This is a genomic window from Pseudomonas sp. H1h (assembly GCF_000633255.1).
GTDB lineage: Bacteria > Pseudomonadota > Gammaproteobacteria > Pseudomonadales > Pseudomonadaceae > Aquipseudomonas.
Window position 1 is genome coordinate 97,157 of the sequence record NZ_AYMJ01000008.1, and the last position, 25,230, is coordinate 122,386.

Sequence of the window (25,230 nt, forward strand, 5' to 3'; positions counted from 1 at the left end):
TTGCATGCCGGCGTGGCGCACTATCAGTTTGTGGATGGATCAACTCGACGAGCCGCTCACCGCGCGGCCGGCGCTGGAACAGGATCTGGATGTCGACGTGGCGATCATCGGCGCCGGTTACACGGGGCTGTGGACCGCGTACTACCTGAAAAAACTCGCGCCGGGGCTGGATATCGCCATCGTCGAGGCGCAGACCGCCGGTTTTGGTGCCTCCGGGCGCAATGGCGGCTGGCTGATGGGCAATTTGCTGGGCGAGGATCGCCTGCTCGCCGGGCTCTCGCCGCAGCAGCGTCGCGCTTCGTTTGATCTGCTGCACAGCATTCCCGATGAGGTGGAAGTCGTTCTCGAACGTGAGGGTATCGACTGCGATTACCGCAAAGGTGGGGTGCTGTACTGCGCCGCCCGCTACCCGGAGCAGGAAGCCAGCCTGCGCGAATACCTCGACAAATTGCACGCCCAAGGCCTGACCGAGGACGATTACCGCTGGCTGAGCCCCGAGCAACTGGCGCAGCAGATTCGCGTCGCCAAGCCCTATGGCGGGATCTACGCGCCGCACGTGGCGACCATTCATCCGGCGAAGCTGGTGCGCAGTCTGGCGCGTACCGTGCAGAACATGGGCGTGAAAATCTACGAAAACAGCCCGGTCACGCACTGGCAGTCCGGCAGTTTGCGCACGGCCAAGGCCAGCGTGCGCAGTCGCTGGATCGTGCCCGCTGTCGAAGGCTATTCAGTCACGCTGCCGCCGTTGGGTCGCTATCAGTTACCGGTGCAAAGCCTGATTGTTGCCACCGAGCCATTGTCGGCCGCCACCTGGGATGAAATCGGCCTCAACCATGGCCAGGCTTTCAGCGAGTTCAGCCGTCAGGTCACCTATGGCCAGCGCAGTGCCGACAATCGCCTGATCTTCGGTGCCCGCGGTGGTTATCAGTTTGCCGGCAAGCTGCGCCACAACTTCGATCTGACCCGCGATGAAGTAGAACTGCGTCGCTATCTGTTCGGCGAACTGTTCCCACAACTGAAAAACGTGCAGATCACGCACGCCTGGGGCGGCAACCTCGGCATGTCCCGGCACTTCAAGCCGCACATGCTCTGCGATCGCGCCAACGGTATTGCGTTGTCCGGTGGTTATGGCGGGGAGGGTGTCGGTGCCAGCAACCTGGGCGGTCGCACACTGGCCGATCTGATTCTGGAGCGCGATACCGAGCTGGTTCAGCAGCCGTGGGTGCTGCCGGACGGCGGTATTCATGCGCTGCGCGCCTGGGAGCCGGAGCCGTGTCGCTGGCTTGGCTACAACGCGATCATCAAAAGCTTCGTCCATGAAGACCAGACCCTGGCCAACCCGGCCACCGCACCGTGGCGGCGCAAGCTTGCCAGTCAGGTGGCGGGCTTCATGGAAGGTTTCATGCACTAACCGCCGTTTTCTTCAAAAGACAGGTCCCACCATGAGCATTACGCAGTTCAAGAACACCGCCACCCTGCAACTGGACGAATCCAGCCCGGTGGCCGTGCCACTCGGCGAGCCGGTCGCCATTGCCTCGACCACCAGTGTCGAGCGCGACGACGGCGTCGAAACCGGCGTCTGGGAATGCACCCCGGGGCGCTGGCGCCGGCAGATCACCGCGCAGGAGTTCTGTCACTTCATCTCTGGCTGTTGCACGTTCACCCCGGACAACGGCGGCGAAACCCTGCACATACAAGGTGGCGACGCATTGATGTTGCCGGCCAACACGCTCGGCATCTGGGACATCCAGGAGACCGTGCGCAAGACCTACGTCCTGATTTTCTGACGCTTTGATCCTTTGATCCTTTGATTGCCTGCCAACAAAAAAAACAGCCCACACAGGAATCGACCCATGATCCGAAAGACCCTCGCACTGGCACCCTTGATGTTCGCCGTCTCCCTTGCTCAGGCCGCGGATACGGTGAAGATTTACAACTGGTCCGACTACATCGCGCCGGACACCACGAAAAACTTCGAGAAAGACACCGGCATCGGCGTCACCTATGACGTCTACGACAGCAACGAAACCCTCGACGGCAAGTTGATGACCGGCAAATCCGGTTACGACGTGGTGTTCCCGTCCAACCACTTCATGGCCCGACAGATCCAGGGCGGGGCGTTGAAGAAGCTCGACAAGAGCCAGTTGCCGAACTGGAAGAACCTCAACCCGGTGTTGCTCAAGGCCTTGCAGGTCAACGACCCGAACAACGAGCACGGCTTCCCGTACCTGTGGGGCAGCACCGGGATCGGCTACAACATCGCCAAAGTCAAAGCGGTGCTGGGTGACAACGCCCCGGTGGACTCGTGGGACCTGATCTTCAAGCCCGAATACATGGAGAAACTGCAGAAGTGCGGCGTAGCCATCCTCGACAATGGCCCGGAATTGCTGCCGGCGGCGCTCAATTATCTGGGCTTGCCGCCGCACAGCAAGAACCCCGAGGACTACAAGAAGGCTGAGGCGCTGCTGATGAAAGTGCGGCCGTATGTCAGCTACTTCCACTCCTCGAAGTACACCAGCGATCTGGCCAACGGTGATATCTGCGTCGCTGTCGGTTTTTCCGGCGACATCCTGCAGGCGGAAAACCGCGCCAAGGAAGCGAAGAACGGCATCGACATCGGTTACGCGATTCCCAAGGAGGGCGCGGCGATCTGGTTCGACATGGTCGCCATGCCGGCCGATGCGCCGGACGAGAAGGCCGGTTACGCGTTCATGAACTATCTGTTGCGCCCGGACGTGATGGCCGGCATCAGCAATTACGTGCACTACGCCAACGGCAATCAGCAGGCTGACGGCCTGATCGACCCGGCGATCAAGGGCGACACCAAGGTCTACCCGAGCCCGGAGATGATGGGCAAGCTGTTTGCGCTGGAAGCGATGCCGCTAAACATCGACCGGATTCGTACGCGGGTGTGGAATAAGATCCGGACCGGTAGCTGAAATTTTCAACACACACAAAACCCGTGGGAGCGAGCCTGCTCGCGAAGCGTTCAGTCATTCAACAGGTTGTTGTCTGGGCGGACGACTTCGCGAACAGGCTCGCTCCCACATGAGTCATGCAGTCGTCCGAAATTACTTTAATTGATTGATATCAATACACTGGCATTGCACTAATAGAGTGCAGGAAAGTGAGACGCGTCTAACAAAAAACAACTTACCGATATTTAATATTTAAATAGAAAATCGTCAGACAATTGGACCCGACGTAACCCGCTTAAACATTCTTTCGCCCCCGCAGGCTTTGTTTACGGCAGTTTGCCGGAGCAGTTCAATTTGACCTCAAAAAAACGCTAGACGACAGATTTCAAATTGTGTCAGGTTTCTGATGCCTTCATTGGGCGAGTGATAGGACGATCTCGCCAGGGATTGTCGCTATCTGACAAAAACTGTTCCATTGCTAAACAAGGAAGTGTGTTTATGTCGAAAGTAAAAGCTAACGCTATTGATATCACCGCAGACACATTCGTGCCTGTCGGCGCAGTGCAATCTCTGGCTGCAACCAGCTCCGCCTGGAACCAGATCAATAGCTTCAGCCATCAGTACGACCGTGGCGGCAACCTCACGGTCAATGGCAAACCCTCCTTCTCGGTGGATCAAGCCGCCACACAACTGTTGCGAGACGGTGCTTCCTGGCACGATCTCGACAACAGCGGCAAGATCGAACTGACTTACACCTTTCTGACCGCCAAAACCGCTAACTTCAGCGGCCTGGGTGTCACCGGTTTCAGTCAGTTCAGTGCCCTGCAAAAAGCCCAGTCTGTGCTTGCCATGCAATCCTGGGCTGATGTTGCCAACGTTACGTTCACCGAAGCTGCCCGCGGCGGCGATGGTCACATGACGTTCGGTAACTACAGCGGCGGCCAGGAAGGCGCAGCGGCGTTTGCTTTCCTGCCAGGCACCGAGCCAGGCTATGACGGTCAGTCCTGGTACCTGACCGGCAGTGGATACGACGTCAACAAAACCCCGGGGCTGAACAACTACGGGCGTCAAACCCTGACGCACGAAATCGGTCACACCCTGGGCCTGTCACACCCTGGTGACTACAACGCCGGCGAAGGCAACCCGACCTACAAGGATGCTTCCTACGGGCAAGACACCCGCGGTTACAGCCTTATGAGTTACTGGAGCGAAAGCAATACCAGCCAGAACTTCAGCAAGGGCGGCGTGGAAGCCTATTCCTCTGGCCCGCTGATGGATGACATCGCTGCCATCCAGAAGCTCTACGGCGCCAACATGAACACCCGTACCGGTGACACCACCTACGGCTTCAACTCCAACGCCGGTCGCGATTTCCTCAGCGCCTCGTCGTCGAGCGACAAGCTGGTGTTCTCGGTGTGGGATGCGGGCGGCAAGGACACCTTCGACTTCTCGGGTTTCACCCAGAACCAGAAGATCAACCTCAATGAAGCCTCGTTCTCTGACGTTGGCGGCATGATCGGCAACGTGTCCATCGCCAAGGGCGTCACCATCGAAAACGCCATCGGCGGCTCGGGCAATGACCTGCTGATTGGCAACAGTGCGTCCAACGAGCTGAAAGGCGGTGCCGGCAACGACATCATCTACGGCGCCGGTGGTGCGGACAAACTGTGGGGCGGCTCGGGTTCGGACACGTTTGTGTTCGCGGCCAGTTCCGACTCCAAGCCGGGTGCGATCGATCAGATCCTCGATTTCGTCAGCGGTCTGGACAAAATCGACCTGAGCGCCATCACCAACGGTGCAGGCCTGCACTTCGTCAACAGCTTCACCGGTGCAGCCGGTGACGCGATCCTGACGTCGTCGGGCGGCAACAGCCTGTTGTCGGTGGACTTCTCCGGGCATGGCGTGGCGGACTTCCAGGTCAGCACCGTTGGCCAGGCAGTCACCAGCGACATCGTGGCGTGATGTGAACAGGAAAGCGGCGCTTGATGCGCCGCTTTCTTTACTTGCATCCATTTGGCCGCTGGGCAAGGCTACGTGCCGGAGCGAATTTTCTCATGATCTGCAAAGCTTTTACCTACAAGGCAATGGCGTGGCTTTCGGCGGCGTTCATCACGATTTCTGGAGAAACAACCATGGCAAGCAGCCTCAGACTCGAAGATCCATCGGTTTTTGCCGGGCAGTGGCAGGCCGTTCTGACCGCACCTGACGACGTCCCGCAAGCGCAGTCCTTGCAGGACAAGCCATCGAATACGTGTCTGATCGATCTCGAACCCAACCAGACGCTGGGCAAAGGCGCTGAATGCCTGGGGGCGTGGCTGGAGCAAACGCCGGTCGGCTGGTTTCCAGACCCGGACGGCCTGTCGATTACTGGCAAGGAAGGTTCAAGAATCCAGTTTTTCAGCCGACAACGTGACGGGCTTTATCTGAGTACTTTGAAGTCGGGCCTGGTGATTACGCTCGAGCGCAACGCGCACAAGCCGTGAGTATCAGCAACGACTGACAGTTGAATATAAGGTGCCACGTTGCAGTTATAAGCGTCACGCCAATACAACGAATAACCGGTTGTATAACGGAAGTTGTGATTGAAGTGCCAATGCAAAGTTGCAAGCGATATTCCGGCATGCGCACGGATAATTAATAGAAGCGCCTCGCCAAAGAATGGCGGGGAAATTATTTCAGGAATAATCAATGAAGATGGCGAAGGCCCCAGCCACCGCTCCCTTATTCAAGGCTTTGGGTGACTATAAAAGCATTCTGATCAGCGTCGGGTGCTTTACCGCACTGATTAACGTGCTGATGCTGGTGCCCTCCATTTATATGCTGCAGGTCTACGACCGCGTGCTGTCTTCGCAGAACGAAACCACCTTGGCGATGCTGTCCTTGATGGTGGTCGGGTTCTTTGCGTTCATCGGCATGCTGGAAGTGATCCGCAGCTTCATCGTGATCCGCATCGGCAGCCAGTTGGAGCGCCGCTTCAACCTGCGGGTCTATCAGGCGGCGTTCGAGCGCAACCTGTTCAAGGGTGAGGGCAACGCCGGGCAGTCGCTGGGCGACCTGACCCACATCCGCCAGTTTGTCACCGGGCCAGCGCTGTTCGCGTTTTTCGATGCGCCGTGGTTCCCGGTCTATCTGTTCGTCATCTACCTGTTCAACGTCTGGCTGGGTGTGCTGGCCACGGCCGGTGCGCTGTTGCTGATTGCGCTGGCGTGCCTCAACGAATACATGACCAAGAAGCCGCTGGGCGAAGCCGCCGGTTTCTCGCAGAAATCCAGTCAACTGGCGACCAGCCACCTGCACAACGCCGAAACCATTCAGGCCATGGGCATGCTGGGTGCGCTGCGCAAGCGCTGGTTTGGTGTGCACTCGCGGTTTCTCGGCCTGCAGAACCAGGCCAGCGACACCGGTGCGGTGATCAGTTCGATCAGTAAAACCCTGCGTCTGTGCCTGCAATCTCTGGTGCTGGGCCTGGGTGCCTTGTTGGTGATCAAGGGCGACATGACCGCCGGCATGATGATCGCCGGCTCGATCCTGATGGGCCGCGTGCTGAGCCCGATCGACCAGTTGATCGCAGTGTGGAAACAGTGGAGCGGGGCGAAGCTGGCCTACCGTCGTCTGGACTCCTTGCTGCAGGCGTTCCCGCCGAGTGACGACGCCATGGCGTTGCCGGCGCCGAAAGGCCAGATCACCTTTGAACAGGTCAGTGCCGGCCCTCCGGGTCAGCGCGCGGCAACCTTGCAGATGATCAATTTCAATCTGGGCGCCGGCGAAGTGCTCGGCGTGCTCGGTGCCTCCGGTTCCGGCAAGTCGACCCTGGCCCGCGTGCTGGTCGGCGTGTGGCCGACCTTCGGTGGCACGGTGCGCCTGGACGGCGCCGACATCCATCGCTGGAACCGCGACGAGCTCGGCCCGTATGTTGGCTACCTGCCACAAGACATCGAACTGTTCAGCGGCAGCATCGCTGAGAACATTGCCCGCTTCAGCGAGGCCAATCCGGAAAAAGTCGTGGCCGCCGCGCAACAGGCCGGCGTACACGAAATGATTCTGCGCTTGCCGCAGGGCTACGACACGCAACTGGGCGAGGACGGCAGCGGCCTGTCTGGCGGTCAGAAACAGCGTGTGGCCCTGGCCCGCGCGATGTATGGCGATCCAAGCCTGGTGGTGCTCGATGAGCCGAACTCCAACCTCGACACCGTTGGTGAAGCGGCATTGGCCAGCGCCATCGCCCAACTCAAGGCCAAAGGCACCACGGTGGTGCTGGTGACACATCGCTCTTCGGTATTGGCCCAGGCTGACAAGCTGCTGGTGCTCAACGACGGGCGTTTGCAGGCGTTCGGCGCCAGTCAGGAAGTCCTCAAGGCGCTGTCTGGCGCCCAGGAACAGCAACGGGAAAAATCTGCGCAGGCACCGGGCGGGCTCAGCATGAGCCGGCAGTACCAGCCCACGACAAGGAATTCGGGTGTATGAGCAGCGCCAGCATGAATACTGAAAACGAAGCGAGCATGGAACACGCGTATGTCACCGAGCGCCCGGAGCGCGATGCGAAATTTTTCGCACGCATGGGCTGGATTCTGGCCATCGTCGGCGCCGGCAGCTTTTTCACCTGGGCCGCACTGGCGCCGCTGGATCAGGGCATTCCGGTGCAGGGCACTGTGGTGGTGTCGGGCAAACGCAAAGCCGTGCAATCGATGAGCAGTGGTGTGGTCAGCCGGATCCTGGTGCGCGAAGGCGAGATCGTCAAACAGGGCCAACCGCTGTTCCGTCTCGACCAGACGCAAGTGGCTGCCGATGTGCAATCGCTGCAGGCGCAATACCGCATGGCCTGGGCCAGCCTCGCGCGCTGGCAGGCCGAGCGCGACAACCTCAAAGAGATCACCTTTCCTGCCGAGCTGAGCAACGATCCGGATCCGCGTCTGGCCCTGGTGCTTGAAGGCCAGCGCCAATTGTTCAGCAGCCGCCGCGAAGCGTTCTACCGCGAACAGGCCGGCCTGCGTGCAAGCATCGAAGGCGCCACGTCGCAACTGGCCGGCATGCGTCGCGCGCGCACCGACCTCAATGCCCAGGCCGATTCCCTGCAGCAGCAACTGAGCAACCTGCAGCCGCTGGCGGACAATGGCTACATCCCGCGCAACCGCTTGATGGAGTACCAGCGTCAGCTCTCGCAAGTGCAGCAGCAACTGGCGGAAAACACCGGTGAAAGCGGCCGTGTGGAGCAGGGCATTCTCGAATCGCGCCTGAAGCTGCAACAGCATGGCGAGGAGTACCAGAAGGAAGTGCGCACGCAACTAGCCGACGCGCAGCTCAAAAGCGTGACCCTGTCCGAGCAACTGACCTCGGCCGGTTTCGACCTGCAGCACAGCGAGATCGTCGCTACCGCCGACGGCGTGGCGGTCAACCTCGGCGTGCACACCGAAGGCGCTGTGGTGCGGCAGGGCGAAACCCTGCTGGAGATTGTCCCGCAAGGCACCACGCTGGAAGTGGAAGGGCATTTGCCGATCAACCTGATCGACAAGGTCGGCACGCATTTGCCGGTGGACATCCTCTTTACCGCGTTCAACCAGAGCAAAACCCCGCGCGTGCCGGGTGAGGTCAGCCTGATTTCCGCCGACCAGATGGTCGACGAGAAAACCGGCGTGCCGTACTACGTGCTGCGCAGCAACGTCAGTGATCAGGCGATGGAGAAACTCCACGGTCTGGTGATCAAGCCCGGTATGCCGGCGGAGATGTTCGTGCGCACTGGCGAACGTTCGCTGCTCAACTACCTGTTCAAACCGTTGCTCGATCGGGCCGGCTCCGCGTTGACCGAAGAATAAGGATGTTCGGCTGTATGAATAAGCTTTCGATGTTGGGAGCAGCGTTCGCGCTGCTCGCAGGAAACAGCGCGCTGGCGGCCATGGGGCCATTCGAGATCTACGAGCAGGCATTGCGCAACGACCCGGTGTTCCTTGGCGCAATCAAGGAGCGCGACGCGGGTCTGGAAAACCGCATCATCGGCCGCGCCGGGTTGTTGCCGAAGCTGGGTTACAACTACAACCGCGGTCACAACACCTCGAAGGCCACGCAACTGACCAAACGCGGCAACCTGACCGAAGACCGTAACTACAACAGCTACGGTTCGTCCCTGACCCTGCAGCAACCGCTGCTCGACTACGAAGCCTACGCGGCGTATCGAAAAGGCGTGGCGCAGTCGTTGTTTGCCGACGAGGCGTTTCGCGGCAAGAGTCAGGAGCTGCTGGTGCGGGTGTTGGATAACTACACCAAGGCCTTGTTCGCGCAGGATCAGATCGACATCGCTCAGGCCAAGAAGAAAGCCTACGAGCAGCAGTTCCAGCAGAACGAGCACATGTTCAAGCAGGGTGAGGGCACGCGCACCGACATTCTCGAAGCCGAGTCGCGCTATGAACTGGCGACGGCCGAGGAAATCGAGGCGCGCAACGAACAGGACGCCGCGCTGCGTGAGCTGGGTGCGCTGGTGGGCGTGCCGACGGTGGACATCAGTGAGCTGGCGCCGCTGGATCAGAACTTCCAGACCTTCGCGCTGATGCCGGCCAACTACGATACCTGGCACGAACTGGCGATCAGCAACAACCCGAACCTGGCTTCGCAACGTCAGGCGGTGGAAGTGGCGCGCTACGAAGTGGAGCGCAACCGCGCCGGGCACCTGCCGAAAGTCAGTGCCTACGCCTCGATTCGCCAGACTGAATCGGACAGCGGCAACACCTATAACCAGCGGTACGACACCAACACCATTGGCTTTGAAGTCAACGTGCCGCTGTATGCCGGTGGCGGGGTCTCGGCCTCGACCCGTCAGGCCAGCCGCACCATGGAGCAGGCCGAATACGAACTCGACGGCAAGACCCGCGAGACCTTGATCGAGCTGCGCCGCCAGTTCAGCGCCTGCCTGTCGGGCGTCAACAAACTGCGCGCTTATCAGAAGGCACTGACCTCGGCTGAAGCGCTGGTGGTGTCGACCAAGCAAAGCATTCTTGGCGGTGAGCGGACCAATCTGGATGCACTGAACGCCGAACAACAACTGTTCACCACCCGCCGCGATCTGGCACAGGCACGCTACGACTACTTGATGGCCTGGACCAAGCTGCATTACTACGCGGGGACGTTGAACGAACAGGACCTGGCGCGGGTGGATGAGGCCTTCGGACAAGGCCCGAAAAGCAACACGAACTAAGGTCTTGCACTGACCTGTGTTGATTCCTGGGTGATCGGCTTAACAACTCTAAAAAAACAAAGAAAGTGAGTGGTGAACATGGACGTACGCATCAAGCCGGCAGCGGTCGGCACCCTGTTGCTCGCAGTTTCTATCGCGCAAGCCAATGCGCAGTACCTTGAAACCGGCAAACCCGGCGATCCCGCCAGTTGGCGCAGCGCCGAATTCCAGCGTGACTGGGGCCTTGCGCGGATGCAGGCCGATCAGGCCTACGCCGTCGGGATCACCGGCAAAGGCGTGAAGATCGGCGCCCTCGACTCCGGCTTCGATGCCGCCCACCCTGAGTTCGCCACCGACCGCTATCACCCGGTGCTGGCGTCAGGCAGTTACGTCGACGGTTCGCTGTTCAGCGTCAACGGCACCCTCAACCCCAACAACGACTCCCACGGCACTCACGTGGTCGGCACCATGGGCGCGAGCCGTGACGGCAACGGCATGCACGGTGTGGCGTACAACGCGCAGATCTTCGTCGGCAACACCAACAATAACGACAGCTTCCTGTTCGGCCCCAAACCCGATCCGCGTTATTTCAAAGCGGCGTACGACGCCCTGGCCGATGCCGGCGTGCGCGCAATCAACAACAGTTGGGGCAGTCAGCCGCCGGATGTCAGCTATCGCACCCTGGCCGATCTGCACGCAGCCTACGCTCAGCACTGGAACCAGGGCACCTGGCTCGACGCGGCGGCGGATGTCTCGCGACGCGGCGTGATCAACGTGTTCAGCGCCGGCAACAGCGGTTACCCGAACGCCAGCGTGCGCTCGGCGTTGCCGTACTTTCAGCCGGATCTCGAGGGCCATTGGCTGGCGGTCTCGGGGCTGGATCAAAGCAATCAGCAGAAGTACAACCAGTGCGGCATCGCCAAATACTGGTGCATCACCACGCCGGGCGCGAAGATCGACAGCACCATCCCCGGTGGCGATTACGCGATCAAGTCCGGCACCTCGATGGCCGCGCCGCACGCCACCGGGGCACTGGCGCTGGTGATGGAGCGCTACCCGTACATGAACAATCAGCAGGCCCTCGAAGTGCTGCTGACCACCGCCACGCAACTCGACGGCTCGGTCACCGCAGCGCCAACCGACCGGGTCGGCTGGGGCGTGGCCAACCTGAACCGGGCGATGCACGGGCCGGGACAATTGTTGGGGGCATTCAATGCCAATCTGGCCGCCGGGCAAAGCGATGTGTGGAGCAATGACATCTCCGACAAGGCCTTGCTCCAGCGTCAGGGCGAAGACCTCGCCGAACACCGTGCCTGGCAGCAAACCCTGCAGGACAAAGGCTGGCAGAACGGCGTTGCGGCCGGCGCCAGTCAGCAGGATCAGACTGACTACGCGGTGGGCATGGCCCGTGATGCCGCAGCGACGACGCGGGTCTATCAGGGCAGCCTGATCAAGTCCGGAGCAGGGCGCCTGCTGCTGACCGGCGACAACACCTTCCGTGGGCCGACCACGGTCAATGGCGGCTTGCTCAGCGTCAACGGTTCGCTGGCCTCGGCGGTGACAGTCAATGACAGCGGCACAGTGGGCGGGTCCGGGCGGATCGGCTCGCTGACTGCCAACAGCGGTGGCCGCGTGGCTCCGGGCAATTCGATCGGCACCTTGAACGTGGCCGGTGACGTGACCTTTGCCCCGGGCTCTACGTACGCGGTCGAGTTGTCGCCGACCAGCAGCGACCGCATCGTCGCCGGCGGTGCCGCGAGCATCAGCGGCGCCACCGTCAGCCTGTCGCTGGAAAACAGTCCGACCTTGCTCAGCACCACTGAAACCCGCAGCCTGCTCGGTCACTCGTACGACATTCTGCAAGCGGCCGGCGGCATTCAAGGTCAGTTCGGTGCGGTACTGCCCGACTACCTGTTCATCGGTGGCAACCTCGACTACACGGCCAACGCGATTGAGCTCGACATCCAGCGCAACGCCACCTCGTTCGCCAGCGTCGGACAAACCCCGAATCAGCGCGCGGTGGCGGTGGCCGTCGAGGGGCTGGGCGCCGGCAATTCGGTGTACGAAAGCCTGCTGCTGTCGGCAGATGCCGCCTCCGCGCAACAGGCATTCCAGCAACTGAGCGGGGAAATCTACCCGGCGCTCGGCTCGATGCTGATCAATGACAGCCGCCAGTTGCGCGATACCGTCGGCGAACGTCTGCGCGATGCAAGCACCACGCAAGGCAACGGCTGGGTCAAGGCACTCGGCGCCTGGGGCTCGACGGACTCCGGTTCTGATACCTCGCGCTACAGCACCTCGATCGGCGGCTTGCTGGCCGGCGTCGATGGCGCGCTGGACGAGCAGACCCGCATCGGTCTGGTTACCGGTTACAGCGACAGTTCGCTGAACATGGGCTCGGGCACGCATTCGTCGGCTTCGGTCGACAGCTATCACCTGGGCGCTTACGCCGGTCACGACATTGGCGCTTGGCGCCTGAGCACCGGCGCGGCCTACAGCTGGCATCGCGCCGACGTCAAACGCGATCTGCAATACGGCGACGTCAGTGCGAAACAGAAAGCCAAGGTCGATGCAGCCACCACTCAGGTCTTCGGTGAAGCGGCTTATCGCCTGAATCTGCAACCGGTCGCACTGGAGCCGTTCGCCAACCTCGCTTATGTGCATGTGGATACTGACGGCTTCACCGAAAAGGGCGACGCAGCGGCGCTGAAAAGCTCTGGCGAGCAGCGGGATGCGGTGCTCAGCACCCTCGGCGTGCGCGCGGTGAAGACGTTCAATCTGTCGACGCAACAATCACTGGACGTCAGCGGCCACCTGGGCTGGCAGCACAGCTTGAGCGACATCGACGCCGAACAGCATCTGCGTTTTGCCAGCGGCAGCACACCGTACGCGGTAGAGAGTTCGGCGCTGGTACGCGACGCCGCACTGGTCGGCGTGCAGGCCAGCCTGGCGTTGAGCAAGGACGTGCGGGTCAACCTCGATTACAACGGCCAACTGGCCAATCGCGAGAAGAGCCATGGCGTGGGTCTGAGCCTGAACTGGCAGTTCTGAACAATCCCGGCAGGCCCCGTGAACGCATACACACACATTTGTGGTGAGGGGGTTTATCCCCTCGCCACAAGAGTTGATTCCCAGGCCCAGGTGAGGGGCTGGTAGACGGATTTTTCGCAACAACACTAAGGAAGGTCGCTGGATGAATAAGAATAATACCCCCGCGCAAACGGGTGGTCGCTTCGCCATGAAAACCCTCAACGGCGCCATGCTCTGCGCGCTGGCTACCTGGGGCACTGCATACGCTGCGCCTTACGTGGAGAACGGCCGCACGGGCGATCCCGCCAGTTGGCGCAGCGCCGAGTTCAAGGCGGAATGGGGCCTGGGCGCGATTGGTGCCGATTACGCCTACGCCGCCGGCTACACCGGTAAAGGCGTGAAGCTCGGGATCTTTGACCAGCCGGTGTACGCCGCGCATCCGGAGTTCTCCGGTAGCAACAAGGTCATCACCTTGGTCACCAGCGGGATCCGCGAGTACACCGACCCGTACATTCCGGTCAAAGCCGGCGATGCGTTTCGTTATGACGGTTCACCCTCGGTCGGCTCCGACGGCAAGCTCGGTGCCCACGGCACCCACGTCGGTGGTATCGCTGCCGGCAGCCGTGACGGCGGGCCGATGCACGGTGTGGCGTTCGGTGCGCAGATCATCAGTGCCGACAACGGTGACCCAGGCCCGGAAGACGGCATCGTCCGTGGCAACGACGGCGCGGTGTACAAGGCCGGTTGGGATGCGCTGATTGCCAGCGGTGCGCGGATCATCAACAACAGCTGGGGCATCGGCATCACTGACCGCTTCGACCTCGGTGGCCGCGACCCGGCGCATCCGCACTTCACCGTCAACGACGCGCAATTGCAGTTCAACGAAATCCGCACCTTGCTCGGCACCAAGCCCGGCGGTGCCTACGACGGCGCCATCGCCGCCGCCCGCAGCGGCATCGTGACGATTTTCGCCGCCGGCAACGATTACAACCTGAACAACCCGGACGCCATCGCCGGCCTCGGTTACTTCGTCCCGGACATCGCGCCGAACTGGATCACTGTCGCCGCGTTGCAGAAGAACCCGGACCAGGCCAGCGCCAACCCGTACATCATGAGTACGTTCTCGTCACGTTGCGGCTATACCGCGAGTTTCTGCGTCTCGGCGCCGGGCACGCAGATTTACAGCTCGATCATCAGCGGCACCAACGCCGACAACCTGACCACCGGCTACAAAAACTACAATGGCACCTCGATGGCCGCGCCGCATGTGGCCGGCTCGATGGCGGTGCTGATGGAGCGCTTCCCGTACATGACCGGCGATCAGGTCGCCACGGTACTGCGCACCACGGCCACCGACCTCGGCGCACCGGGCATCGACGCCTTGTACGGCTGGGGCATGATCAACCTGCGCAAGGGCATTGATGGCCCGGCGATGTTCGTCACCGAGAAAGACATCCCGCAAGAGTTCCGCATCCAGGGCGCCTACGGCTCCGGGCAATTTGTCGCCGACTTGCCGGGTATCGGCGCGATCATCGACAAGGGCAAGCCCACCGAACGCGTGTGCAACGACATCACCTGCGGTCTCGACACCTGGCGCAACGACATTTCCGGTCACGGCGGCCTGACCAAACAGGGCATCGGCACACTAGTGATGACCGGCAACAACACCTACAGCGGCCCGACCCTGGTCAATCAGGGACGTCTGGCGATCAACGGTTCGCTGGCCTCGGCGGTCACCGTGAATGAGAGCGGCATCCTCGGCGGTAACGGCCATATTGGCGCACTGACCGCGAAAAGCGGCGGTACTGTCGCGCCGGGCAACTCCATCGGTACGTTGAACGTGGCCGGGGATGTGACCTTCGAGCAGGGTTCGACCTACGCGGTGGAAGTGTCGCCGACCAGCAGCGACAAAATCGTGGCCGGTGGCAAAGCGGTGATTGATGGCGCGACCGTCAGCCTGTCGCTGGAAAACAGCCCGACGTTGCTGACCACCACCGAAGTGAAAAGCCTGCAGGGCGCTCAGTTCAACATTCTGCAAGCGGCCGGTGGCATTCAAGGCCAGTTCGGGCAAGTGTTGCCGAACTATGCGTTCCTCGGTGGCACCCTGGCGTATTCGGCGAACGGTGTGCAACTGGACGTCGGGCGCAACGGTGCGTCGTTCGCCAGTGTCGGCCTGACGCCGAACCAGCGTGCGGTCGGCGCGGCTGCCGAGCGTCTGGGCGCGGGCAATGCGTTGTTCGAAACCCTGCTGCTGTCGCCGAATGCGGCCTCGGCGCAACAAGCCTTCCAGCAACTGTCCGGTGAAATCCACCCGGCCATTGGCACCCTGCTGATCAACGACAGCCGCTACCTGCGTGAAGCGGTGGGCGAGCGTTTGCGCGAGCGTGATCTGTTCAATGCCAACGCGCCGACCGACGATCGCAGCAACGCCTGGGTCAAGGTCCTCGGTTCGTGGGGCAAGAGCGATGGCGGGCATGAAAATGCCGACTCCAACAGCTCTATTGGCGGCTTGCTGGCCGGTGTCGACGGCTTGATTGCTGAAGATACTCGTCTGGGTTTCGTTACTGGTTATAGCGACAGCTCGTTGAACATGGGGGGCGGCACGCATTCGTCGGCCTCGGTCGACAGTTACCACCTGGGTGCATACCTGGGGCATCAGATCGATGCATTGCGCTTGACTGCCGGTGCGGCTTACAGCTGGCATCGCGTGGACGTGAAACGTGATCTGCAGTTCGGTGGCGTCAGTGGCAAGGAGAAAACCAAGCACGATGCCGCAACCACCCAGCTGTTCACTGAAGCGGCTTACGATCTGCGCCTGCAACCGATGAATCTGGAGCCGTTCGCCAATCTGTCGTACGTGCACCTGAACACCGAAAGCTTCACCGAGAAGGGTGATGCGGCGGCGCTCAAGGGCGGTGAAGACAACCGCGATGTGGTGCTGTCGACCCTTGGCGTACGCGCCAAACGCACCTTTGCGCTGTCGGAAAAACATCAGCTGGAACTGGGGGCCACCCTCGGCTGGCAGCACAACCTGAGCAGCGTCGATGCTGACAGCCACCTGGCTTTCGCCAATGGCAACAGCGCGTTCAATGTGCAGAGTGTGTCGATGGATCGTGATGCCGCAGTGGTCGGTGCGCGCGCCGGGCTGGCGCTCAATCGCGATGTCCGGGTAAACCTGGATTACAACGGACTGATCGGTAACAACGAGAAAGACCACGGTGTGGGTCTGACCCTCGACTGGCAGTTCTAAGGGAGTACTGGCAGCCCCGCAGGGGGCTGCCGTTTTTGAAGGAAGAGAGAGCACAACATGGGATTGTTCGATTACAAAAAAGCCGATGGCAAAGCGTTGTACAGCGACGCCATTGCGCTGACGCTGTATGCCTACACCCCGACGGGCCAGCCCTTGCCGGCGACCGCCTGGAAGCCGGTTGCCGCGACGGCGCTGGGCTACCAGGGCAAGGTCGGGGCGCAAGGCACGTTCTTCGGCGAGAAGGACGGTTTCACCAGCGCCGAGGCTGAAGTGCTCGGCAAGTACGACGCGGCCGGCAAGCTGGTCGGTATCGGTGTGGCTTTTCGTGGCACCGGCGGGCTGGGCTACAGCGACACTTTCGGCGACATGAAGAACAACCTGCTGGCCGCCATCGGACCGTCGGATTACGCGAGTCAGTACGCGAAAAACGCCTTCGACAACCTGCTCAAGGCTGTCGCTGCGTTCGCCATTGCCAATGGCATCGCGGCCAAGGACGTGCTGTTCAGCGGTCATAGCCTCGGTGGTCTCGGGGTCAACAGCGTGGCCGAGTTGAGCAGCAGCAATTGGGGAGGCTTCTTCAAGGACGCCAATTACATTGCGTTCGCCTCACCGACCCAGAGCAGCACCGGCAACAACGTGCTGAACATCGGTTACGAAAACGATCCGGTGTTCCGTGCGCTGGACGGCACCACCTTCAGCAGCGGTTCGCTGGGCAAGCACGACGGACCGCACGAGTCGACCACCGACAACATCGTCAACTTCAACGACAACTACGCGTCCACCGCGCAGAATCTGGTGCCGTTCAGTATCGTCAATCCGCTGAACTGGTCGGCCCATGGCTCATTGGGCTATGCCGATGGCCTGAACCGGGTGATCGATTCGACGTTCTACAACCTGACGCACAAGGACTCGACCATCATCGTCTCCAACCTGGAGCAAGCGTCCCGGGGCAAGACCTGGGTCGAGGATCTGGGGCGCAGCGGCGAGCCGCACACCGGCAGCACCTTCATCATTGGCACCAACAGCAACGACTGGCTCAAGGGCGGGGCGGGTAACGACTTCCTCGAAGGGCTGGGCGGCGATGACCGCTTCCGCGATGACGGCGGTTTCAACATCCTGCTCGGTGGCCAGGGCCACAACACGTTCGAACTGCAGAAACCGCTGCAGAACTTCAGTTTTGCCAACGACGGTGACGGCACCCTGTACGTGCGCGACGCCTACGGCGGCATCAGCATGACCCGCGACATCGGCGCGCTGGTGAGCAAGGAGTCGGGTTCGTGGTGGGGCAGCAAGGAAATCACCTGGGGCGTCACTGCCAAGGGCCTGACCAATGGCAGCGAACTGACTCAGTACACCCATTCGCTCAACGGCGATGCGTACGGCAACGCGCTGCACGCCAGCGCTGACGGTGACTGGCTGTTCGGTCTGGGCGGTGATGACAAACTGATCAGCGACAAGGGCCACGTGACCTTCGTCGGTGGCGCCGGCAACGACGTGATGACCGCCGTGGGTGGCAACAACACCTTCCTGTTCAGCGGCGCGTTCGGCTTCGACGCGATCAATGGCTACCAGGGCAGCGACAAACTGGTGTTCATGGGGGTCGAAGGTGCGGGGCAGGGCTATGACTACAAGCAGCATGCTGCGCAGTCCGGCGCTGATACCGTGCTGAAGATTGGCGAGTATGCCGTGACCCTGGTCGGGGTTGGAGTGGCTAACCTGTCGGACGCGTCTTTCGTCTTCGCCTAAGCAACAAATGTGGGAGCGAGTCTGCTCGCAAGTGCGGTGTGTCAGTTGAAGTATTCGTACCTGATACACCGCCTTCGCGAGCAGGCTCGCTCCCACAGGTTTGACGTGTAAGTAGTGAAAATGCTCCGGGGCGCGCCCGTGAGGGGCGCCCTGGCTGTGAGCTATCTCTGACAATTCCAACAAAGAGAGAGGCAATAGCAATGGGTGTGTATGACTACAAGAACTTCGGCACAGCCGATTCCAAGGCATTGTTCAGCGATGCCATGGCGATCACGCTGTATTCCTACCACAACCTCGATAATGGCTTTGCCGCCGGATATCAGCACAACGGTTTCGGTATCGGCCTGCCCGCCACGCTGGTCACGGCGCTGCTCGGCGGCACCGATTCGCAAGGGGTGATTCCCGGTATTCCATGGAACCCCGACTCGGAAAAACTCGCCCTCGATGCGGTGAAAAAGGCGGGCTGGACACCCATCACTGCTTCGCAGCTGGGTTACGACGGCAAGACTGACGCCCGGGGAACCTTCTTCGGCGAGAAGGCCGGTTACACCACCGCGCAGGTCGAAATCCTCGGCAAGTACGACGCCCAGGGGCATCTCACGGAAATCGGCGTGGCCTTTCGCGGCACCAGCGGCCCGCGGGAAAACCTCATCCTCGACTCCATTGGCGACGTGATCAACGACCTGCTGGCAGCCTTCGGCCCCAAGGATTACGCCAAGAACTACGTCGGTGAAGCGTTCGGCAATCTGCTCAACGATGTGGTGGCGTTCGCCAAGGCCAACGGCCTCACCGGCAAGGACGTGCTCGTCAGCGGCCACAGCCTCGGCGGGCTGGCGGTCAACAGCATGGCCGACCTGAGTGGCGGCAAGTGGGGCGGGTTCTTCGCCGATTCCAACTACATCGCCTACGCCTCGCCCACCCAGAGCAGCACCGACAAAGTGCTCAACGTCGGTTACGAAAACGACCCGGTATTCCGCGCCCTCGACGGCTCGACCTTCACCGGCGCCTCGGTCGGCGTGCACGATGCGCCCAAAGAGTCGGCCACCGACAACATCGTCAGCTTCAACGATCACTACGCCTCGACGGCGTGGAATCTGCTGCCGTTCTCGATTATCAACATCCCCACCTGGATCTCGCACCTGCCCACCGCTTACGGCGACGGCATGAACCGGATCATCGAGTCGAAGTTCTATGACCTCACCAGCAAGGACTCGACGATCATTGTCGCCAACCTGTCGGACCCGGCGCGGGCGAACACTTGGGTGCAGGACCTGAACCGTAACGCCGAAACCCACAAGGGCAGCACCTTCATCATCGGCAGCGACAGCAATGACCTGATCCAGGGCGGCAGCGGCAACGACTACCTCGAAGGTCGCGCCGGCAACGACACCTTCCGTGACGGTGGCGGCTACAACGTCATCCTCGGCGGCGCCGGCAACAACACCCTCGACTTGCAGCAAACGGTGAACAAGTTCGACTTCGCCAACGACGGTGCCGGCAATCTGTACATCCGCGACGCCAACGGCGGGATCAGCATCACCCGCGACATCGGCAGCATCGTTACCAAGGAGCCAGGCTTCCTCTGGGGCCTGTTCAAGGACGACGTGACCCACAGCGTGACGGCCAGCGGCCTGAAGGTCGGCAACAACGTCACGCAGTACGAGTCCAGCGTGAAGGGCACCAGCGGCGCCGACACGCTCAAGGCGCATGCCGGGGGTGACTGGCTGTTTGGTCTGGAGGGCAATGACCACTTGATCGGCGGCGCCGGCAACGATGTGTTTGTCGGTGGCGCCGGCAATGACCTGATGGAGTCGGGGGGCGGGGCGGATACGTTCCTGTTCAATGGCGCATTCGGTCAGGACCGGGTGGTCGGTTTTACGTCCAACGACAAACTGGTGTTCCTCGGCGTGCAGGGCGTGTTGCCGAACGACGACTTCCGCGCCCATGCCGCGACGGTTGGACAGGACACGGTACTGACGTTTGGCAATGACTCGGTGACGCTGGTCGGGGTGGCGCTCAACAGTCTGCACGCCGATGGCATTGTGATCGCCTGAGGCTGAGGTGGCGCCGGTAAGGGCCTCTTCGCGAGCAGGCTCGCTCCCACACTGGATCTGTGTCGTTGACATAGACCCTGGGGAAGCGAGCCTGCTCGCGAAGGATTTAACTCAGTATTAGAAGTGACTCGACAGCCACTCCTTGACTCAAAAGCTCTGCAAACAGCAGAAGCGGCCTAAAGCCAGCACGTGCACACACGTTCTATAGCTAGCCGCCATTGAGTACAGGAGATGCACACGTGAGAAGGTTCAAGGGGTATGTCGGGATTGTCGGACTGGCGCTGTTATCGGCCAATGCCTGGGCCGATCTGCCGCCGACCTCGATTCTGAGCCGTTACGGGATCAGCAGCGATCAACTGCCCAAGCCGGCGAAGACCGAAGCGGTCGAGCCGGTCGAAGAGAAAAGCCTGTTTCAGATCCAGCCCGAACAGCCATTCGTGACGTTTCGCCGGGGTGACGACAAACAAGCGCAAGCCACCGGCAACCTGAGCATCGACCGCATGACCCAACAGGATCTGGAGCGCTGCCGACGTCTGCAAACAGAACTGGCGCGCCGGGGCGAACAGTATTTCAGCTGCGATAACAGCATCGTTGGCCTGCCTGCTTTCGATTAACACCCACAATGCTTGTCGGATAACGCTCCCCTGTAGGAACCTTCGGCAACTCCTACAGGGTTATCGGGTGGTCAGTCTTCCTTGCGCACCGTTGCCACTTCATCGGAGCGGACCTTCACTTTAGCCCCGGAAATATCCTCGAACTCATAGAAACCGTCCTTGTTCTTGGTTTTCGGCATGTCCTTGGTCAAATACTGGGTGCCGTTCTGCAAGGTCACGACGGTCGGCGTCGAGCAGCCGGCCAATGCCAGCAGGGCCGCTACCGCTAGGGGAAGACCCAGAGTCTTGATGTTCATACCCACCTCAAATACCTCATTGCATATGAATTGACCGTCTTTGGTCTCTAACGCGGTTGGTGCCATCCAGCCGGGAAAAGTTCGATGGCACCCTGAAAAAATTCCGATTGCCGCTGCCATTGATCTTTTTCCGTTTGCACGCGACGGGGCAGAGCTGGTATCTGTACGCATAACCAGTACTCGCTCGCCATGGCCCTGAATTCCCGTGACTGCCAACCCCCTCGACGATCCGTTCTATTACCTCAACAACTTTCGCCAAGTGCTTGATTGGCTTGAGCTTCGCTATGCCGATGTGATGAGTGAATCCGAGCACGGGTTTATCCGCGACTTCAAGACACTGGCACGTCCCTCACAGGGTTTGCTGGTGCGCATGGTCATGCGCAAGGGCGTGCATTTTCGCCTCGGCAAGCTTAACTACCCGGAAATCGGTGACATCAACGACGCCGCGCAACCGTTGCTGAGTCACGGCTGGCTCGACGATCAGGCGTTGTTAAAGGTGGCCGAGGTGTTCGACGTGCTGCTCAAGGCCGAACTCCTGCAGGCCTTCGGTAGCCTCATCGAGCAACCCAAGGGGCGCAAGGATGACTGGCTGCCGATACTGGCCGAGCAGTTCAACGAACCGCGCAGTCTGTGCGACTGGGCGCCGACGCTCGACGAGCGCTTGTTCAGCCTGTCCATCATGGACCTGTGCGACCGCCTGCGTCTGATGTTCTTCGGCAACCTGTATCAGGACTGGTCGGAGTTCGTGCTCGCCGATCTCGGCATTTTCACCTATGAGAAAGTCGATTTCTGCGCTGACTCCCGCGGCCTGCGCAGTCGCGAAGACGTTGACGCCTGCCTGTTCCTGCATCACTGCCAGTTGCGCTTCGAGGCCGGCGAACCGCTGGAAACCATCGTCGAACAGGTCACTGCGCTGCAGTTTGCCAACCCGTGGCTGCAACGCCGGCGCGGCAAGGTATTGTTCCAGATCGGCCAGTACTGCGAACGCATCAGCGAATTTGCCCTGGCCCTGAGCATTTACCGCGAGTGCGCCTACCCCGGTGCCCGACAGCGAATGATCCGGGTGCTGGAGCGTTGCGGCGAATACGCACTGGCGCTGGAACTCGCCACCCTCGCCGAGCAGGCACCGCAAAGCGCCGCCGAGCAGCAGAGCCTGCAACGGATGCTGCCGCGACTGCGGCGTAAACTCGGCGGGCCGCCGCTCAAACGGGCAGCACCGCGACCGGTTGAGCGCCTCGACCTGCAACTGTCGCGCACCGACCCGGGGCTGTCGGTGGAGTACTACGTGCAGGCGCATCTGCACGAAGACGCCGGCCCGGTGCACTACGTGGAAAACAGCCTGATCAACTCGCTGTTTGGCCTGTTGTGCTGGCCGGCGATCTTCGCGCCGCTGCCGGGGGCGTTCTTTCATCCGTTTCAACGCGGGCCGGTGGACCTGCTCAATGAGGACTTCCAGCAACGCCGCGCCGATCTGTTCCGGGCCTGTCTCGACGAACTCGACGACGGTCGTTATGCCGCGACCATTCGTGAGCGCTTCGTGGCCAAATGGGGCGTGCAGTCGCCATTCGTGTTCTGGGGCGCGTTGAACGAAGAGCTGCTTGAGCAAGCGCTGGCCTGTCTGCCGGCCGAACACCTCAAGCACTGGTTCAATCGCCTGCTGCTCGACATCAAGGCCAACCGCGCCGGCATGCCGGACCTGATCCAGTTCTGGCCGCAACACAAGACCTACCGGATGATCGAGGTCAAAGGTCCCGGTGACCGCTTGCAGGACAATCAGATGCGCTGGCTGGAGTTCTGCCACGAACACCAGATGCCGGTCGCTGTGTGTTACGTGCAATGGGCGGAGCAGAGCGCTTGAGCTACAGCATTGCGGTGCGCGCGCTGTGTGAGTTCACCGCCAAGACCGGCGACCTCGACTTGCGTTTTACCCCCTCGCCGACGGCGCTCGAAGGCATGCTCGGGCACCGCACCGTAGCCTCGCGGCGCAGCGACAAATACCAGAGTGAAGTGGCGCTGGAAGGCGAGTTCCTGCAACTGAAGGTCAAGGGCAGGGCGGACGGCTATGACCCGGCGCAAAACTGCCTGGAAGAAGTCAAAACCTATCGCGGCGACCTGAGCAAACAACCGGCCAACCATCGCCTGCTGCACTGGGCGCAGGCGAAAATCTACGGCTGGTTGATGTGCCGCAAGCTTGCGCTTGAGCAGATCAACCTGGCGCTGGTGTATTTCGACATCGTCAGCGAAAAGGAAACCTGTCTGGTCGAGGCCTTCAGCGCGTCCGCCTTGCAGGGCTTTTTCGAGCAACAGTGCCGGTTGTTCCTCGACTGGGCCGAACAGGAGATGGCCCATCGCGAGGCGCGGAATCTGGCCGCGCAGACATTGGCTTTTCCCCACGCGGACTTTCGCCCGGGTCAGCGGCATCTGGCCGAATCAGTGTTCAAGGCCGTCAGCACCGGCCGCTGCCTGATGGCCCAGGCGCCCACCGGAATCGGCAAGACTCTCGGCACGCTGTTCCCGCTGCTCAAGGCGCTGGCGCCGCAGCAACTGGACAAGGTGTTCTTCCTGACCGCCAAGACCCCGGGACGCAAGCTGGCGCTGGATGCCAGCCAGGTGTTGTTCGATCAGGGTGAAGACTTGCCCTTGCGGGTGCTGGAGATGGTCGCCCGGGACAAGGCCTGCGAGCATCCGGACAAAGCCTGTCACGGCGATTCCTGCCCGTTGGCCCAAGGCTTTTATGATCGACTGCCCGCCGCCCGGGAAGCAGCCAGCCGGGTCCGTCTGCTCGATCAGGCAGCGATGCGCGAAGTTGCCCGTCAGCACAGCGTGTGCCCGTATTACCTGAGCCAGGAAATGGCCCGTTGGGCCGACGTGGTGGTCGCGGACTACAATTATTACTTCGATTTCAGTGCACTGCTGTTCGGTCTCGCCCAGCTCAATCAGTGGAAAGTTGCGGTACTGGCCGACGAAGCGCACAACCTGGTCGAACGTGGGCGGTCGATGTACAGCGCCAGTCTCGATCAGGCCGCGCTGGCCAGCGTGCGCAAATCGGCTCCCGAAGCCCTGAAGAAATCCCTGCAACGGGTCAACCGTGAATGGAACGCACTGCATCAGCCACAACTGGCCCCGTATCAGGCCTACGACAAGGCCCCGGAGAAACTGCTGCAAGCGGTTTCCCTGTGCAGCGCGGCCATTGGCGATTACCTCAACGATCATCCGCAGGGACTCGACAGCGCCCTGCAGGCCTTCTATTTCGACATGCTGCAGTTCGGCCGGGTGGCGGAGCTGTTCGACGAGCATTACCTGTTCGACATCAGCAAACGCGACCTCGACCGTAAACGGCCGTTGTCACACCTGTGCCTGCGCAATGTGGTGCCGGCCGCGTTCATCGGCCCGCGCCTGAAAGCGGCGCGCAGCAGCGTGCTGTTCTCCGCGACGCTGAGCCCGCGGCACTATTACGCCGACTTGCTCGGCACGCCCGTCGACACGGTATGGATTGACGTTGAATCACCGTTCAGTGCCGAACAGTTACAGGTGCAGATCGTCAGCCGGATTTCCACGCGCTTCAACCACCGCCAGGCGTCGCTGGAGCCGATCGTCGAACTGATCGCCCGCCAGTTCAGTGAGCGCCCGGGCAATTACCTGGCGTTCTTCAGCAGCTTCGATTACCTGCAACAGGTGCTGACACTGCTCGCCGAACGCCATCCGCAGATCAACCTGTGGCAACAGTCCAGGGGCATGGCCGAAGGGCAGCGTCAGGCGTTTCTCGACCAATTCACAGCCGAGAGTCAGGGTATCGGGTTCGCTGTGTTGGGGGGGGCATTCGGCGAGGGTATCGACTTGCCCGGGGCACGTCTGATCGGAGCGTTCATTGCCACCTTGGGCCTGGCCCAGCTCAACCCGGTCAACGAGCAGTTGAAGCGGCGCATGGCGGCGATTTTCGGCGCCGGTTACGACTACACCTATCTGTATCCGGGCGTACAGAAAGTGGTGCAGGCTGCCGGCCGGGTGATTCGCACGCGCCAGGATCGCGGTGTGGTGATGTTGATTGACGACCGGTTTGCCGAACCGCGTATCCAGCAATTGTTGCCGCGCTGGTGGTGCCTCGGCGCGGACTCTTCCTTAGATCACGCCGTGAATTGAAGCGCGTTTGCACCTTCCCA

16 protein-coding genes are annotated in these 25,230 nt (G+C 61.2%); 15 read left to right on the forward strand and 1 reads right to left on the reverse strand.

Features of this window, described 5'->3' with window-relative positions; translation table 11 throughout:
* Positions 1 to 4 precede the first annotated feature (4 nt).
* The 13 genes from U862_RS0106465 to U862_RS0106525 all read left to right on the forward strand — a co-directional run bounded on the left by U862_RS0106465 (position 5) and on the right by U862_RS0106525 (position 20,774).
* Complete coding sequence (locus U862_RS0106465; protein WP_025109623.1) at positions 5 to 1,411, forward strand: FAD-binding oxidoreductase; 1,407 nt, start codon at positions 5 to 7, stop codon at positions 1,409 to 1,411.
* A 31-nt stretch (positions 1,412 to 1,442) separates the two neighbouring features.
* Positions 1,443 to 1,787 (forward strand): cupin domain-containing protein, encoded by a 345-nt coding sequence (locus tag U862_RS0106470; RefSeq protein WP_025109624.1) that lies wholly within the window; start codon positions 1,443 to 1,445, stop codon positions 1,785 to 1,787.
* Positions 1,788 to 1,853: 66 nt separating this feature from the next.
* Positions 1,854 to 2,939, forward strand: a complete 1,086-nt coding sequence (locus U862_RS0106475; protein ID WP_025109625.1) for a polyamine ABC transporter substrate-binding protein — start codon at positions 1,854 to 1,856, stop codon at positions 2,937 to 2,939.
* Between the two features lie 477 nt (positions 2,940 to 3,416).
* Positions 3,417 to 4,880, forward strand: a complete 1,464-nt coding sequence (locus tag U862_RS0106480) for a serralysin family metalloprotease (protein WP_025109626.1) — start codon at positions 3,417 to 3,419, stop codon at positions 4,878 to 4,880.
* Between the two features lie 92 nt (positions 4,881 to 4,972).
* Positions 4,973 to 5,401 (forward strand): AprI/Inh family metalloprotease inhibitor, encoded by a 429-nt coding sequence (locus U862_RS0106485; protein WP_157836061.1) that lies wholly within the window; start codon positions 4,973 to 4,975, stop codon positions 5,399 to 5,401.
* Between the two features lie 205 nt (positions 5,402 to 5,606).
* A complete protein-coding gene (locus tag U862_RS0106490; protein ID WP_025109628.1) occupies positions 5,607 to 7,382 on the forward strand; it encodes a type I secretion system permease/ATPase in 1,776 nt (591 codons plus the stop codon).
* Entirely contained in the window at positions 7,379 to 8,728 is a 1,350-nt protein-coding gene (locus U862_RS0106495) for an HlyD family type I secretion periplasmic adaptor subunit (protein WP_025109629.1), read from the forward strand. The genes U862_RS0106490 and U862_RS0106495 overlap by 4 nt, the downstream gene beginning before the upstream one ends.
* 2 nt (positions 8,729 to 8,730) lie before the next feature.
* Positions 8,731 to 10,101, forward strand: coding sequence for a TolC family outer membrane protein (locus tag U862_RS0106500; protein ID WP_025109630.1), 1,371 nt, complete (start codon positions 8,731 to 8,733; stop codon positions 10,099 to 10,101).
* Positions 10,102 to 10,179: 78 nt separating this feature from the next.
* Positions 10,180 to 13,131 (forward strand): autotransporter serine protease, encoded by a 2,952-nt coding sequence (locus U862_RS0106505; RefSeq protein ID WP_029977492.1) that lies wholly within the window; start codon positions 10,180 to 10,182, stop codon positions 13,129 to 13,131.
* Between the two features lie 142 nt (positions 13,132 to 13,273).
* A complete protein-coding gene (locus U862_RS0106510) occupies positions 13,274 to 16,360 on the forward strand; it encodes an autotransporter serine protease (protein ID WP_025109632.1) in 3,087 nt (1,028 codons plus the stop codon).
* Between the two features lie 57 nt (positions 16,361 to 16,417).
* On the forward strand, positions 16,418 to 18,106 hold the full coding sequence (locus U862_RS0106515) for a polyurethanase (protein WP_025109633.1): 1,689 nt from the start codon (positions 16,418 to 16,420) through the stop codon (positions 18,104 to 18,106).
* Between the two features lie 200 nt (positions 18,107 to 18,306).
* Positions 18,307 to 20,160 (forward strand): polyurethanase, encoded by a 1,854-nt coding sequence (locus tag U862_RS0106520; protein ID WP_025109634.1) that lies wholly within the window; start codon positions 18,307 to 18,309, stop codon positions 20,158 to 20,160.
* A 239-nt stretch (positions 20,161 to 20,399) separates the two neighbouring features.
* On the forward strand, positions 20,400 to 20,774 hold the full coding sequence (locus U862_RS0106525) for a hypothetical protein (protein ID WP_025109635.1): 375 nt from the start codon (positions 20,400 to 20,402) through the stop codon (positions 20,772 to 20,774).
* A gap of 71 nt (positions 20,775 to 20,845) precedes the next feature.
* Here the strand turns inward: U862_RS0106525 and U862_RS0106530 are convergent, their stop codons facing one another.
* Positions 20,846 to 21,070 carry a YgdI/YgdR family lipoprotein gene (locus U862_RS0106530; RefSeq protein ID WP_025109636.1) on the reverse strand — a complete coding sequence of 75 codons (225 nt, stop codon included), beginning with the start codon at positions 21,068 to 21,070 and terminating at the stop codon, positions 20,846 to 20,848.
* A gap of 205 nt (positions 21,071 to 21,275) precedes the next feature.
* On the opposite strand from U862_RS0106530, the gene U862_RS0106535 reads away from it, so the two are divergent.
* Together U862_RS0106535 and U862_RS0106540 are read left to right on the forward strand one after the other, a co-directional pair.
* Positions 21,276 to 22,928 carry a VRR-NUC domain-containing protein gene (locus tag U862_RS0106535; protein WP_025109637.1) on the forward strand — a complete coding sequence of 551 codons (1,653 nt, stop codon included), beginning with the start codon at positions 21,276 to 21,278 and terminating at the stop codon, positions 22,926 to 22,928.
* Positions 22,925 to 25,210 carry an ATP-dependent DNA helicase gene (locus tag U862_RS0106540; protein ID WP_025109638.1) on the forward strand — a complete coding sequence of 762 codons (2,286 nt, stop codon included), beginning with the start codon at positions 22,925 to 22,927 and terminating at the stop codon, positions 25,208 to 25,210. Before U862_RS0106535 ends, U862_RS0106540 begins: the two co-directional genes overlap by 4 nt.
* Positions 25,211 to 25,230 lie beyond the last annotated feature (20 nt).

What these genes read in the sequence shown, in the direction of transcription:
- U862_RS0106490 (WP_025109628.1), top strand. Translation starts at nt 5,607, where the DNA reads ATGAAGATGGCGAAGGCCCCAGCCACCGCTCCCTTATTCAAGGCTTTG.
- U862_RS0106475 (WP_025109625.1), top strand. Translation starts at nt 1,854, where the DNA reads ATGATCCGAAAGACCCTCGCACTGGCACCCTTGATGTTCGCCGTCTCC.
- U862_RS0106500 (WP_025109630.1), top strand. Translation starts at nt 8,731, where the DNA reads ATGTTCGGCTGTATGAATAAGCTTTCGATGTTGGGAGCAGCGTTCGCG.
- U862_RS0106495 (WP_025109629.1), top strand. Translation starts at nt 7,379, where the DNA reads ATGAGCAGCGCCAGCATGAATACTGAAAACGAAGCGAGCATGGAACAC.
- U862_RS0106510 (WP_025109632.1), top strand. Translation starts at nt 13,274, where the DNA reads ATGAATAAGAATAATACCCCCGCGCAAACGGGTGGTCGCTTCGCCATG.
- U862_RS0106515 (WP_025109633.1), top strand. Translation starts at nt 16,418, where the DNA reads ATGGGATTGTTCGATTACAAAAAAGCCGATGGCAAAGCGTTGTACAGC.
- U862_RS0106485 (WP_157836061.1), top strand. Translation starts at nt 4,973, where the DNA reads ATGATCTGCAAAGCTTTTACCTACAAGGCAATGGCGTGGCTTTCGGCG.
- U862_RS0106480 (WP_025109626.1), top strand. Translation starts at nt 3,417, where the DNA reads ATGTCGAAAGTAAAAGCTAACGCTATTGATATCACCGCAGACACATTC.
- U862_RS0106465 (WP_025109623.1), top strand. Translation starts at nt 5, where the DNA reads ATGCCGGCGTGGCGCACTATCAGTTTGTGGATGGATCAACTCGACGAG.
- U862_RS0106505 (WP_029977492.1), top strand. Translation starts at nt 10,180, where the DNA reads ATGGACGTACGCATCAAGCCGGCAGCGGTCGGCACCCTGTTGCTCGCA.
- U862_RS0106470 (WP_025109624.1), top strand. Translation starts at nt 1,443, where the DNA reads ATGAGCATTACGCAGTTCAAGAACACCGCCACCCTGCAACTGGACGAA.
- U862_RS0106530 (WP_025109636.1), bottom strand. Translation starts at nt 21,070, where the DNA reads ATGAACATCAAGACTCTGGGTCTTCCCCTAGCGGTAGCGGCCCTGCTG.
- U862_RS0106520 (WP_025109634.1), top strand. Translation starts at nt 18,307, where the DNA reads ATGGGTGTGTATGACTACAAGAACTTCGGCACAGCCGATTCCAAGGCA.